10 protein-coding genes and 1 riboswitch are annotated in these 12064 nt (G+C 68.6%); of the genes, 6 read left to right on the forward strand and 4 right to left on the reverse strand.

Features of this window, described 5'->3' with window-relative positions; all coding sequences use genetic code 11:
* Positions 1-232 precede the first annotated feature (232 nt).
* Positions 233-1870, reverse strand: coding sequence for a pectate lyase (locus P7A99_RS24095; protein ID WP_277796250.1), 1638 nt, complete (start codon positions 1868-1870; stop codon positions 233-235).
* A gap of 500 nt (positions 1871-2370) precedes the next feature.
* Between P7A99_RS24095 and P7A99_RS24100 the strand changes: the two genes are divergently transcribed.
* From P7A99_RS24100 to P7A99_RS24110, 3 genes are all read left to right on the forward strand, one after another.
* Positions 2371-2550 carry a hypothetical protein gene (locus P7A99_RS24100; RefSeq protein WP_277796251.1) on the forward strand — a complete coding sequence of 60 codons (180 nt, stop codon included), beginning with the start codon at positions 2371-2373 and terminating at the stop codon, positions 2548-2550.
* A gap of 84 nt (positions 2551-2634) precedes the next feature.
* Complete coding sequence (locus P7A99_RS24105) at positions 2635-3657, forward strand: sensor histidine kinase (protein WP_277796252.1); 1023 nt, start codon at positions 2635-2637, stop codon at positions 3655-3657.
* An 85-nt stretch (positions 3658-3742) separates the two neighbouring features.
* On the forward strand, positions 3743-5689 hold the full coding sequence (locus P7A99_RS24110) for a transglycosylase domain-containing protein (RefSeq protein ID WP_277796253.1): 1947 nt from the start codon (positions 3743-3745) through the stop codon (positions 5687-5689).
* 149 nt (positions 5690-5838) lie between these two features.
* On the opposite strand, the gene P7A99_RS24115 is transcribed toward P7A99_RS24110, so the two are convergent.
* Together P7A99_RS24115 and P7A99_RS24120 are read right to left on the reverse strand one after the other, a co-directional pair.
* Positions 5839-6501: an aspartate/glutamate racemase family protein gene (locus P7A99_RS24115; protein ID WP_277796254.1), complete on the reverse strand. Its 663-nt coding sequence runs from the start codon at positions 6499-6501 to the stop codon at positions 5839-5841.
* 12 nt (positions 6502-6513) lie between these two features.
* Entirely contained in the window at positions 6514-7515 is a 1002-nt protein-coding gene (locus P7A99_RS24120) for a D-cysteine desulfhydrase (RefSeq protein ID WP_277796255.1), read from the reverse strand.
* A gap of 217 nt (positions 7516-7732) precedes the next feature.
* On the opposite strand from P7A99_RS24120, the gene P7A99_RS24125 reads away from it, so the two are divergent.
* Genes P7A99_RS24125 through ypfJ form a run of 3 tightly spaced genes read left to right on the forward strand, consistent with a single transcriptional unit; the run spans position 7733 to position 9648 of the window.
* Positions 7733-8353 (forward strand): tetratricopeptide repeat protein, encoded by a 621-nt coding sequence (locus tag P7A99_RS24125; RefSeq protein WP_277796256.1) that lies wholly within the window; start codon positions 7733-7735, stop codon positions 8351-8353.
* A gap of 43 nt (positions 8354-8396) precedes the next feature.
* The gene (locus tag P7A99_RS24130; protein ID WP_277796257.1) at positions 8397-8786 is read left to right on the forward strand and encodes a hypothetical protein; all 390 of its coding nucleotides are present in this window, start codon (positions 8397-8399) and stop codon (positions 8784-8786) included.
* A gap of 13 nt (positions 8787-8799) precedes the next feature.
* Positions 8800-9648: a KPN_02809 family neutral zinc metallopeptidase gene (ypfJ, locus tag P7A99_RS24135; protein WP_277796258.1), complete on the forward strand. Its 849-nt coding sequence runs from the start codon at positions 8800-8802 to the stop codon at positions 9646-9648.
* 3 nt (positions 9649-9651) lie between these two features.
* Here the strand turns inward: ypfJ and P7A99_RS24140 are convergent, their stop codons facing one another.
* Positions 9652-11763, reverse strand: coding sequence for a hypothetical protein (locus tag P7A99_RS24140; protein ID WP_277796259.1), 2112 nt, complete (start codon positions 11761-11763; stop codon positions 9652-9654).
* 131 nt (positions 11764-11894) lie between these two features.
* Positions 11895-12000: riboswitch (TPP riboswitch) on the forward strand.
* The last annotated feature ends 64 nt before the right edge of the window (positions 12001-12064 follow it).

Raw genomic sequence — 12064 nt, forward strand, 5'->3', positions numbered from 1 at the left:
GCTCGCGGGTCGGGGCGGCTGGCGTTTATCGACTCGCCCCCCCCCCGGTGGTGGGGGGGCGGGGGACCAGGTGGTGGTGGCGGGCGCGAGACTGGGCTCAGTAGTGGCGGTCGCCCCCTCCGTCACGCTGCGTATCCGCAGCGCGCCACCTCCCCCGTTCCACGGGGGAGGAGCAAGAAGCTGTCGCCTCCGGGGGCGACCGACGGCCGGCCCGAGAAGAAACTCCGGATCTTCACGCCGCCCCGACGTACTTCAGCAGCGTCACCATGTTCTCGATGTAGCTGCCGGTGGAAATCCCGATCTTCGGCTTGTCAGTGACGTACGGCGAGGTGTCGCTCGCGTCGCCGACGTGGGTGCGGCTGAAGTCGCCCGGAGCCGGGGTCGCCGAGCCGTCGCCGATATAGGGGTTGCTGGTCGCCTTCAGCTCGGTCGGCCACCACCCGGCTTCGTTCAGCGCGGCGATCAGGCCGGCGGCCTTGTCCGGCGCGCCGGCCGTGGCGTCGCCCTTCAGGGCGCCGACGTTCAGGTCCGACACCGAGACGTCCTTCAGCGTATAGTACTTCGGCAGCGCCTGGCGGCCGCCCTTCAGCGGCGAGGCCTTGCTGACGACGTCCGGCGGCGTGGCCTTCAGCGTCTCCAGCCGCTTGCGCAGGGCCGGGATGTTGATCCCCCGGAACGACGAGTAGTGCGCCACGGTGTTTTCGGGATTGCCGTCGACATAGTAGCGGCCGTTGACGACGTTGCTGCCGGTGCGGTGCACGAACAGCGGCTTGTTGCTGCCGATCTCGACGAAGGTCGGGAACTGGCGGCCCTTCTGATACTCGACGGGAAGCTTGGTGGTCTCCAGCCAGTCGAGGGCCTCGGAGAGGCGCGCCAGGTACTTCGGATCGCCCGTCAGCTCATAGAAGCCCATGCATGCGGTGATGTTGGCCGCCGTGGTGTGGGTGGCGAAGGCCTCGGGCTCGTAGGTGCGCGCGCCCGACGGCTTGAGGTCGGAGACCTTGTGCTGCAGGCCCCAACCGGCCTGGGGCAGGGGCTGCTGGCAGGCCGTGAAGCAGTCCATGGCCTTCTTCACGGCCGGCAGCACGCGCGGGTCGCCCAGCGCCTGCCAGACCATGAGCAGGAACTCGATGTTCTCGCCGGCCACGTCGTCGTTGAAGGTGATGTAGCCGGTGTAGTCGGGCCGGCCATGGTGGTGGAACTCGTCCTTCAGCGGGAAGCGCTGGGGCCAGCCGCCGACCGGGTACTGGCTGTCGAGGACGAACTGGATCGCCTTGTCCAGGGCCGGCTTGAAGGCCGCATCCTTCTTCTCGACATAGAGCCGCAGCAGGAACTGCGAGCTTTCGGCCGTGCCGGCGTCGTCGAAGGTGGCGTTGCCGTAGTAGTGCTGGAATTCCTCGAGCCGCCAGCCGTTCTTGCCGATGGTGTCGTACCATTTCTTGATGGACTGCTCGCCGGCCAGGTCGCCCAGATAGTTCCAGCCGCCGGCCGGGTGCTGGATCTTGATCAGGGCGCCGGCCACCTGCTTGGCGGCCTCGTAGTAATATTCGTCGCCGGTGGCGTGATAGGCGTCGAGAAACAGGTGGCCCATGGTCGCCGTGCCGGGCGGCTGCACCCAGATCATCGTCGGATAGGCTTCCATCTCGCCCCAGCGGCGCGAGAAGTCGGGCAGGTAGCTCCAGACATAGCCGCCCTGGTAGGCGACCTTCTCGACCATGAAGGTGGTGGCCCGCTTCATCGTCGCCAGCGCCGCTTCCTTGCTCGGCGCCTCGGCCGCCAGGGCCTTGAAGGGCGCCAGGCCCGCGGCGGCGGCGAAGGCGGCCGCGGTGGTCGCCAGCAGGCGGCGGCGGGAGAGGGGGCTGAGCGGCATCGACGCGATAACTCCAGAGCGGGCGGGCGCGACGCGGGGACGCAGGCGGCAGGGTCCGGAGGCTGGTCGCGACGCCTGTTTCCAAGCTGCGCCTTGGTTTCCTTCCCCGTCGAGGCATAAGGCCTCGAATCCTTGCCGCCGTTGGCCCGGCGCGCGTTTGGACGACACAATGTCCACCGGTGTCATGCTTGGCAAGCGCCCTGTTGGCGAGGCGGCCTGGAATTTCCCCTGGGACGTGTGCGACAGGCCGCCGCGTTGTCTCGGGAGGCGATATCCAACAAATGACCACCATCGGTTCATGAGGCGACGCCGCCGCGCCGGATGGCAGCGGGCGACGCCGTCCTGTTGGGGAACAGGACGACACCCCCGGGTCCTATGGCCCGGGGGTGTTTTCATATGTGCTGTCGCACCTAACCGGCTGAGGGCGTTAACAAATCCCTTCGACCTGCGTCGCGCGGTCGCATGGAGAACGACGTTCATTCGCAGTAAAGAATCGACCCATGCCGAGCCAAAACGATCATCTTAAGGAAGCCGAACGGCTGGAGCGTCAGGCCGAGATCGCCGACAGCGCCCACGCCCGCGAAGCCCTTCGCCGCATGGCCCAGACCTCGCGGATCACCGCCGCCATGGTCGGACTGATGGAAGCCTGCGCCGAGGACGCCCCCGCCGGCTCCTGCTGAGGCGGCGCGGCTCGAGGCGTTCCTGAAGACCGTCGCGGCCTCGCGCAACTTCGGCTCCTGACGGAGCCGGGCGACGGAGGGGGCATGGGTCAGGACCTTATGGACGATGGCGTGCTGGCCAGCGCCGGCGCCTATTTCCACAGCGTGCTGGAAGCCAGCCAGGACTGCATCCGCGTCATCAGCCGCGACGGGCTGATCGAATACATGAACACGCGTGGCCGCGAGCTGTTCGAGATCGACGATTTCGAGGGCCGTAACCGCGATCGCTACTGGCCAGACATGTGGCCGCCCGAAAGCCGCCCCGCCGTCGAGGGCGCCCTGAACAAGGCCCTGGCCGGCGGCTCTTCGTCATTCCGCGCCCTGTGCCCGACCGCCAGGGGCAATGTGCGCTGGTGGGACACCACGGTGTCGCCGGTTCTGGACGAGGCGGGCAGGGTGGTGCGGGTGCTGGCCGCCTCGCGCGACGTCACCGCCGCCATGCTGGCCGAGCGCCATCGCCAGCTGCTGGTCAACGAGCTCAATCACCGGGTCAAGAACACCCTGGCCATCGTCCAGTCGATCGCCGCCCAGTCGCTGCGCAACGCCGGGGTCGATCCGGCCGTGCGTCGCGCCTTCGAGGGCCGGCTGATGGCCATTGCCGCCACCCACAACGTGCTGACCGACGAGAACTGGGCCGCCGCCAGCCTGCGCCAGATCGTCGAGGGCTCGCTGCGCCCCTATCGCAACGCCGACCACGAGGTGCGGGTCGACGGGCCCGACCTGATGGTCTCGCCCAAGCCGGCGGTGGTCATGGCCCTGGCCTTCCACGAACTGGCGATCAACGCCCTGAAGTACGGGGCCCTGTCGGTTCCCGGCGGCGAAGTCGAGGTGCGCTGGACCTCGCAGCCCGGCGCACGCCTCCTGGTCACCTGGACCGAGCGCGGCGGCCCGCCGGTGGCGCGGCCCTCGCGGCGCGGCTTCGGCTCGCGGATTATCGAGCTGGCCCTGGCCAACGAGCTGGACGGGCAGGTCGAGCTCGATTATCGCCCCGAAGGCCTGGTCTGCACGCTACGAGCCCCGCTGGCGGCGCTCGACCGGGTGGACGCCTTCATGGCGCTGCAGGCCTAAAGGGCAACCTCCGCCGTGCTGTGACGCTTTCCTGCCGCAAGTTCTTGCCATTCAGGCCAGGGCTGAAACAGGAAGCGGGGGCCGAGTGGCCGATTTCGACTGGCGATCCTGGACGGTGAAGGCGCGACACGTGGCCCTGACCGCGACCGCCTTCGTCGCCGCGAGAGCGCGTGGAACCGTCGCCTTCGTTCGCCGTCATCCGCGTTGGATGGGCTTCTTCGGCCTGGTCTTCGCCGTGCTGCTGGCCGCCTTCGTCTGGGTCGGGGTCAGCCTGCCGCTGTCGCGTTCGCTGGAGCCGCTGGACAGCCCGGCCGTCGTGCTGCTGGACGCCCAGGGTAAGGCCTTCGCCCGGCGCGGGGCCTACAAGGAGGCGCCGGTCGTCGTCTCCGAACTGCCGGCCTATGTGCCCAACGCCTTCATCGCGGTCGAGGACCGGCGCTTTCGCCGCCACTTCGGCCTGGATCTCTGGGGCATGGGCCGGGCGGCGGCGGTCAACATCAAGGCCGGCAAGGCCCGCGAGGGCGCCAGCACCATCACCCAGCAGCTGGCCAAGAACGCCTTCCTCAGCAACGAGCGCACCCTTCGCCGCAAGGCGCAGGAGGCGGTGATCGCGGTGTGGCTGGAGCTGAGGCTTTCAAAGGACGAGATCCTCGCCCGCTATCTGTCCAGCATCTATTTCGGCGACGGGGTCTATGGCCTGGGCGCGGCCTCGCGGCACTATTTTGGCCGCCCGCCCGAGAAGCTGACCCTGGGCCAGGCGGCGATCCTGGCGGGTATGGTCAACGCCCCCAGCCGGCTGGACCCCGTCGACAATCCCAAGGCCACGGCCGCCCGCGCCGACCAGGTGCTGGCCGACATGGTCGAGGTCAAGTTCATCACGCCCGAGCAGGCGCAGAACGCCCGCGGCGCCCGCGCCCGGGCCACCCGCGCCAGCTTGCCGGTCGGCGGCTATTTCGCCGACTGGGTCTCGCCGCAGATCGCCGACGCCTTCGAGACCGCGCGCTATGGCGAGGTCCGCGTGCCCACCACCCTGGACGGCCGCCTGCAGCGCCGCGCCGAGCAGGCGGTCAACAACGCCCTGGCCAGGTCCGGAACCCGGCTGAAGGCGGGGCAGGCGGCGCTGGTCGCCATGCGGCCCGACGGCAAGGTCGTGGCCATGGTCGGAGGCCGCTCCTACGCCAAGAGCCAGTTCAACCGCGCCGTCCAGGCCAAGCGCCAGCCGGGCAGCGCCTTCAAGCTGTTCGTCTATCTGGCCGCCCTGCGCGACGGGGCGCGGCCCGACATGCGAGTGGTCGGCGATCCGGTGACCATCAACGGCTGGACGCCCAGGAACTACGAGGGCGGCGCGGGCAGCGACCTGACCCTGCGCGACGCCTTCGCCCAGTCCAACAACATCATCGCCGCCCGCATCTGGCAGACGGCCGGCGGCGAGGCGGTGGTGCAGGCGGCCCGCGATCTGGGGATCACCTCGCCGCTGAAGGCCACGGACGCCAGCCTGTCGCTGGGCGCGGCCGAGACGACGTTGCTGGAGCTGACCAGCGCCTACGCCGCCGTCGCCTCGGGCCACATGCCGGTCGCGCCCTATGGCCGGCCGCGCAAGGAGGGCGAGGCTGCTCCGCCCAGCCGCCAGCTCGACACCGCTCAGCGCGCGGCGCTCTACGAACTGCTCGGCGCGGTGGTCGAGGAAGGCACGGGCCGCGCGGCCCGCACCGGCCAGCTGACCTACGGCAAGACCGGCACCACCCAGGAGCACCGCGACGCTGTCTTCGTCGGCTTCACCGGCGACCTGGTGGTCGGGGTGTGGGTCGGCAACGACGACCACACGCCGATGAACGGCGTCACCGGCGGCGGCCTGCCGGCCCAGATCTGGCGGGACTTCGTCGGCCAGGGTCTTCGCGCGGGCCTGATCGCCCGCGACCGCGCCCCCATCCCACGCGTGCAGCCGCCGTCGGAGGAAGAGGGGCTGGAGCGCGAGCTGGAACAGGACCTCGGCGGCATTCCGCGCTGGCTGCGGCGGATCTTCGGCGGGTGACGTTGCTTGCCCTCCCCCTGAAGGGGGAGGTGGCCCGAAGGGCCGGAGGGGGAAGTTCCTTCTAACGAGAGGGGACAGCAGGCTTTGCAGCTACGTCCCTCTCCGTCGGCTTCGCCGACACCTCTCCCTTCAGGGAGAGGGTCTTGAGCCTACCGGCAAACCTCGACACACCGCCGCGCCAGCGCGTCCGTCGCATCGACGAACGGCACGGTCAGGTCGGCCTGGCTCATGACCAGCGGCACCTCCGTACAGCCCGCCACCACGGCCTGCGCGCCCAGGCCCACCAGCCGGTGCGCCAGCGCAGCCATCGTTTCGCGGGAGGCCGCCGACAGGTCGCCGCGCTTGATGCGGTAGAGCAGGGCCATGAACTCGACCTGCTCGTGGTCGCCCAGCGTCACGGCTTCCAGTCCCAGGTGCGCCAGCCGGTCGCGATAGATCGACAGCGCGCCGGCCGTGCCCAGCACGCCGATGCGGGTCGCGCCGCCGACTCGGGCGGCCTCCACGGCCGTCTCCGGCAGGTCGATCAGCGGCAGGCCGCTGGACTTCACCTCGACGGCGAAGGCGTGGGCGGTGTTGCAGGCGATGGCCAGGACCTGCGCCCCGGCGTCGCGCAGCCCCGCGGCCATGGCCGCCAGCACGGGCCCGGCCGCGTCGCCGTCGGTGTTGCGGTCAGGGATCTTGGGATTGATGTCGACCAGCACCCGGATGTGGTCCTGTTCGCGCACCACGGGCGTGGCCGCCTGCAGCTTGGCCAGGAAGTCGAGAGTGGCGGCCGGACCCATGCCGCCCAGTACGCCGAGGACCTTGCTCATCGGGTCTATCTCCTAGCCCAGCGCCGGCTCCAGAACCGACTGGTAGCCGAACAGGCCCTGCGCGCCGCCGGTATGCAGGAACACGACGCGCTCGTTCTTGAACGTTCCCTTGCGCGCCTGGTCGATCAGGCCCTTCATCGCCTTGCCCGAATAGACGGGGTCTAGCAGCAGGCCCTCGGTGCGGGCCGCCAGCGCCAGGGCGTCGATCACGCCCTGGTCGACCAGGCCATAGCCTTCGCCCACATAGTCGCAGTCGGCCACGACCGCCTCGCGCCGCACCCGGCCCGCCGCGCCGATCGTCTCGGCGGTTGCGACCGCCAGGTTGAAGACGTTCTCTTCCTGCTTGGCCTTGGGTGCGCGCACGCCAAAGCCGAGGATGGGGATGTTGACCGACTGCGCCGCGAAACCGGCGACCAGGCCCGCATGGGTGCCGGCGCTGCCGGTGGCGGTGACCAGGCGGTCGATCTTCAAATCGAGGCCGTCGGCCTGGGTCACCAGCTCGCGGGCGCAGTCGACATAGCCCAGGGCCCCGACCGTGTTGGAGCCGCCGCCGGGGATCACATAGGGCTTGCCGCCCCGCCGGCGGACGATCTCGGCGCTGGCTTCCAGTTCCTCGTTCATGTCGGTCCCGGCGGGCACGAAGCGGATCGAAGCGCCCATCAACCGGTCGAGCAGCACGTTGCCGTTGCCCATGTAGTCGCCGGCCTTCGAGCCTGTGCGTTCCTCGAGGATCACTTCGGTCGCAAGGCCGTAGCGGGCGCCGGCGGCGATGGTCTGGCGCACGTGGTTGGACTGCACCGCGCCCTGCGTCACCAGGGTGTCGGCGCCCAGGGCCAGGGCTTCGCCGAGCAGGAACTCCAGCTTGCGGGTCTTGTTGCCGCCGCCGGCCAGGCCGGTGCAGTCGTCGCGCTTGACCCAGAGGTCGATCCCCAGTTCCGCGCCCAGGCGGGGCAGGGGCTCCAGCGGCGTCGGCAGGTGGGCGAAGCGGGCGCGGGGAAAGCGGGCCAGGTGCATGCGGGAACTCCGATCCGGACGTCTGGAGATAGGCTGCGCCGCACGGGCTGGCAAAGCGTTTCGGCGAGGCGTCGGGCGTCAAACGGTGCTATGCTGGCGCTCGCCGGCCGGCCTCGACGCCGCCCGGCTTCAAAAGCCCGTCCCGGCGTGTCCGCGGCTTGGTTTGTCCCATCCTCGCGGGCCTGTCGAAAGGCCGGGTCGACGTTGGGAGAAACGCATGAACGCCAAGACCCTGAAGTCTGGGCCGCCGTCTCGCATCGGCCTTTCCGGCATGAGAGCGACGCGCGGCCGGATCCTGGGCGTCGCCCTGCTGGCGATGCTGTCGCCGTCCGCCGGCCTGGCTGACTCCGTGATCGTCATCGGTGGCGGAGGCATGGCCAAGGACTGCTCCGAGGCCGTGATCCGAGGTCGCTCCGACGACGACACCATGCGCCTGTGCAATTCGGCGCTGGAGGTCGAGACCCTGTCGATGGGCGACCGCGCCCGCACCCTGGTCAATCGCGGCGTGATCCAGTTACGGCGCCAGGCCTATGTCGAGGCGCGGGCCGATTTCGACGAGGCCGGCCGGATCGAGCCAAAGCTGGGCGAGGTCTATGTCAACCGGGGTGCGGCCCTGGTGGCCGAGGATCGCTTCGCCGAGGGGCGCAGCGAGATCGACCGGGGGCTGGCCCTGGGCGTCGAGCGGCCCGAGCGCGCCTACTACAACCGCGCCCTGGCCAACGAGAACCTCGGCGACGTCAAGGCGGCCTATCACGACTTCCAGCGCGCGGCCGAGCTCGATCCGAAATGGACGGCGCCGAAGGAAGAGCTGGCGCGTTTCTCGTTCAAGAGCCGCTGAGGCCGCGCTTTTCCGGCGCGCGGGGCGGCGACGGAGGCGTGACGTGAAGCGGGTCCTGGCGATGAGGGTTGCTGCGGGTCTGGCGCTGGCGGCGAGCGGGGCGAGCGCTCAGACCGACGCAGGCCTGGCCCAGGAGCGCGCAGCCGCCCGGATGGAGATCGAGGCCCTGCGCCAGGAGCAGATGGCGCAGGCTCGGCAGGCCCAGGCCGCCCGCGATCGCGCGGCGGCGGCCCAGACCCTGCGCGCGTTGCAGGCGCAGGGGGCGAGCGCCGGCCGGCCCTATCGTACGCCGCCGGCCGAGGTGCTGCCCGAGCGCGGCGATCCGTCGGCGGGACTGTCGCTGCGGCTCGACCAACTGGACCGCTTGACCGACGCCCGCCTGGCGCGGAGCAATGAGGTGCTGCGGGCCATCAAGCCCGCTTCGGAACGCTAGGGATCTTCGGCTCATGGAATGGGAAGGCGGACGACAGTCCGGCAACATCGAGGACCGGCGCGGCCTGGGACCCGTGGCGGCGGCCGGCGGCGGCATCGGCGCCCTGGTGCTGGCGGCGGTGGGCTATTTCGTGTTCGGCGTCGATCCGCAGGCCACGCTGAACGCCGTGGAGGGCGCGCAGGCCCCGGCGGCCCAGCAGCAGGAAGGCCGGCGCGGCTCGGTGCAGGACGAGGGCGGCCGCTTCGTCGACGTCATCGAGACCTCCAACACCGACGTTTGGGGCCCGATCTTCGCCCGTTCGGGCGGCCGCTACGTCCCGCCGACCTCGGTCGTGCTCTATGACGACCAGACCGGCACGGGTTGTGGTCTTGGCCAGTCGGCGATGGGACCGTTCTATTGCCCGGCCGACCGCAAGGTCTATCTCGACCTCAGCTTCTGGAACGAGCTGGAGAGCCGCTTCGGGGCCAAGGGCGAGTTCGCCCGCGCCTACGTCATCAGCCACGAGATCGGCCACCACATCCAGAACCAGCTGGGCGCCACCCGCCAGGCCGACCGCCTGGGCCGTCGCGGCGCCGAAAGCGGCTCGGTGCGGCTGGAGTTGCAGGCCGACTGCTACGCGGGGGTCTGGGCTCGCCACGCGCCCGAGGTTTCCAGCATCCGCATCACCCGCGCCGACATCGAGGACGGCCTGGGCGCGGCCGCCGCCGTCGGCGACGACGCCATCCAGTCCAAGGCGCAGGGAAGGGTGATGCCCGACAGCTTCACCCACGGCACCAGCGAGCAGCGCATGCGCTGGTTCGGCAAGGGCTACGACGCCGGCCGACCCGCCGCCTGCGACACCTTCGCGACGGACGAGCTGTAAGGGTCAATGGGGCTGCTTGTCGGCGGCCTCGTCCTTCTGGCTAGGTCGGGCGCGCTTCCAGATGTCTTCGGCGAACACGGCCCCGACGAAGCAGGTCGCGAGCAGGCCAAGATAGCTGGTTTGGCCGCCCTCGTGGAACATGCGCGATCCGGCCTGGCCGAACAGAAACACCGTGAAGGCCGCTCCCAGGCCGTGCACGAGTACGCGAGCCGGCGCCTCGCTGACCGCGATGCGTTCCTTCACTATGAGTCGCCCGTCCCTGATGACGTACTCAGGGCAGGAATAGACCACATTGTTGCTACTGGCCCAATGCAGGCGCATCGCGGCGTTGATGTTCATGATCTGAGCGTCGAGGTCAGAGGCGGACGGCGCGCCCTTGGCTTTGGCGAAAAGTTCCTTGGCGTCGCTGTTCAGCTGGTCGATCGCGGTCTGCAGCTTGGTGGGCATTTCTCTCAAGCGGCGCTCGGGGCTGTCGGGCCGGCCCAGCATGCGGATTGCCGCGCCGAAAAGCCCGAAACCGATCATGCCGACAATGAGCAGAGCGGGCTTGGGCAGGCCCTCCATCCAGCTGAAGACGATCTTCTCGATGCCGGGCTTGTGGGGCGGCGCTAGTTGCTTCAGGTCGGACGGTGCGCTGTTCTCGCCCGCGCCCATGGTCGTGGTTGTGCACTTTTGGGCCAGCGCCTCTGCGAAGGAACTGGTGGGGGTCAGGTTTTCGATCTTCTCCTTGTCTTTCCCTCCGAGAACGAGTTGAATGCTTTCAATAACTTTTATGCATTCGCGAACCTTAATTCTATTATATAGTACGCTATTGTAATATTCATTTACGAGTTGCGTGGTGTATAATTCGAAGTCATTCTTTGATAGCTGTTTGTATTCGTGGATGAATAGATTTGTGTATTTGCTTTTGAGGTCGTTTCGACCTTGTTCGTACTTGTCGTTCATCAGGTAGTGGCGTTCGAGGCCGTGTTGCAGGAGTTGGAGCTGGGTTGATCTGGCGACCTGCTCCTGTTCGGTCAGGGCCTTGTCGTCCTTTTTCACCGGCGCTGTTCCGAAGCGTTGGCTCAGGGTGAAGGCCATCAGCGATTGGGTGTCGGCGGAAATCTTGGTTAGCCGGTCGGCCGAGGTCGCGCTGGCCTCGGCCGCATCCAGTCGCTCCCGGAATTTTTCCAGGTCGAGGGGCAGTTCCTCCATGGTCAGAAACAACAACGATCCGACCGAAAGGTAGGTCGCGGGCAGAAGAAGCGCCGCATATACGATCGCGGCGACCCACTTCGGATAGGAGACGATCGTCTCGCGCAGTCGCTTGACGGGGGGCAGTCGCTGGGCGCCGTTGTCGGTAGCTCCGTAGAACTCCAGGCGGGCTTCGTTCAATGCCCGACCAAGCAGCAGCGTCCCGCAGAGAACGATGGTGAACAACAGGGTCGCGGCCGCCAGGTCGTCATAGGACGGTCTGGCCTCGTCCTTTGCGGGTGGGGCCGTCTGGTCGCCGGGCGCTCCGGCGCAATCGCGCGTCGGCGTCGTGTATGTCCCGAGGATCGTCCCGTAGCCGACCGTGCAGTCCGCCTTGGCGTCCGTCATGAAGGCGAAGGTTTCGCCTACCAGCGTCGAGCGGAGGACGGGGCGCAGTTGCCGCGACACGGCTTCAGGCTGGCTGCTCTTCGATGCTTCGGTCTGTTCTATGGTCATGGCCGTCGCCGTGAGCGCCGGGGTGATCTTGAACGCGGCGACGAACGAGCGCTCGACGAGCCGGCCAAGGGCCATCGGCGGAAGCGGCGAAGCCAGGGTCGCCAGGGCTACCGCGGTGATCACGGTCAGCCAGGCCCTTTCGCGTACCCGGCCCCTGGAGGGGCTGGGCGAGAGGTCGCGAAGGCTTGCTATGCCGACCATCAGCGATAGCCCGGCCCAGCCCGCCAGGAGCGCCGACGTCATCAGCATCATCCACATGGCGGACATGGCCACGTCCAGTGAAGCCTGGAAGAACAGCGTCGCCAGAATGGCGAGGACCGCGATCGCGCTGGTGATGATCAGGCGCGCGGCTGAGAGCGTTCTAACCAGGCGGACGAGGCGGATCCTCGCCGAACGAAACCAGCGTTGCGCTGCATGACTGGCCATAGGCGCCTCCCCCAAGGCGGCTGCAGGGTCCGGTCGTGGATCATGTTGTTGCAATCAGTAATTGTAAAGCGGCTCTATCAGCGCGCCGCGCCCCAGCCTCTTGACCCGCGCGTCAATCCTCCTAGTGTCCGGCCTGTTCACCGGGGGGTCGCTGTCGCGGCTGAGATTGGGCTTGAGCCCTGACCCGTCGAACCTGATCCGGGTCATGCCGGCGAAGGGAGGGAACGCGGCGTGGGAGCGTACAGTCCAGGCCGTAAAACCGACTTAGCTCGACACGTCCGGGTCTCTTCAGTGCTTGAGG

This window comes from Caulobacter endophyticus, assembly GCF_029543245.1.
GTDB lineage: Bacteria > Pseudomonadota > Alphaproteobacteria > Caulobacterales > Caulobacteraceae > Caulobacter > Caulobacter endophyticus_A.

Excerpts from the sequence above, each read along its gene's own strand:
- P7A99_RS24140 (WP_277796259.1), bottom strand. The coding sequence starts at position 11,763 with ATGGCCAGTCATGCAGCGCAACGCTGGTTTCGTTCGGCGAGGATCCGC.
- P7A99_RS24120 (WP_277796255.1), bottom strand. The coding sequence starts at position 7,515 with ATGCACCTGGCCCGCTTTCCCCGCGCCCGCTTCGCCCACCTGCCGACG.
- ypfJ (WP_277796258.1), top strand. The coding sequence starts at position 8,800 with ATGGAATGGGAAGGCGGACGACAGTCCGGCAACATCGAGGACCGGCGC.
- P7A99_RS24100 (WP_277796251.1), top strand. The coding sequence starts at position 2,371 with ATGCCGAGCCAAAACGATCATCTTAAGGAAGCCGAACGGCTGGAGCGT.
- P7A99_RS24115 (WP_277796254.1), bottom strand. The coding sequence starts at position 6,501 with ATGAGCAAGGTCCTCGGCGTACTGGGCGGCATGGGTCCGGCCGCCACT.
- P7A99_RS24125 (WP_277796256.1), top strand. The coding sequence starts at position 7,733 with ATGAACGCCAAGACCCTGAAGTCTGGGCCGCCGTCTCGCATCGGCCTT.
- P7A99_RS24095 (WP_277796250.1), bottom strand. The coding sequence starts at position 1,870 with ATGCCGCTCAGCCCCCTCTCCCGCCGCCGCCTGCTGGCGACCACCGCG.
- P7A99_RS24105 (WP_277796252.1), top strand. The coding sequence starts at position 2,635 with ATGGGTCAGGACCTTATGGACGATGGCGTGCTGGCCAGCGCCGGCGCC.